General features: G+C 59.7%; 1 pseudogene. It reads right to left on the bottom strand.

The window, feature by feature from the left end:
* Positions 1–268, bottom strand: a pseudogene (locus R0K30_RS22125) (hypothetical protein); the annotation flags it as partial.

Genomic DNA, 268 nt, shown 5'->3' with positions numbered 1-268 from the left:
CCACGGGTCAGGAACTCACCCAATCCTCGCAGGAAGATCATCATTGCCAAGGATACTAGGATTGGATGGGCGCCGACATAGGCGACCACTGCGCCCATCGCCGCGCCGGCAAGTGCGCCTACGATGACGGCGAGAGTGCAGCCCAGAATGAAGGCCTCAACGCCGGCTTCGGCACCGCCGAACTGCATAATAGTCCAAGCCAAGGTCAGGCCACTAATGTTTGCGGTATAGACAATGGCAAGGTTCAGCCCGCCCGATACGATCGGGG

This window comes from Bacillus sp. SIMBA_154, assembly GCF_046536015.1.
Classification (GTDB): domain Bacteria; phylum Bacillota; class Bacilli; order Bacillales; family Bacillaceae; genus Bacillus; species Bacillus pumilus_P.
The sequence above is the reverse complement of the archived record's forward strand: the minus strand, read 5'-3'. Positions and strand labels throughout refer to the sequence as shown.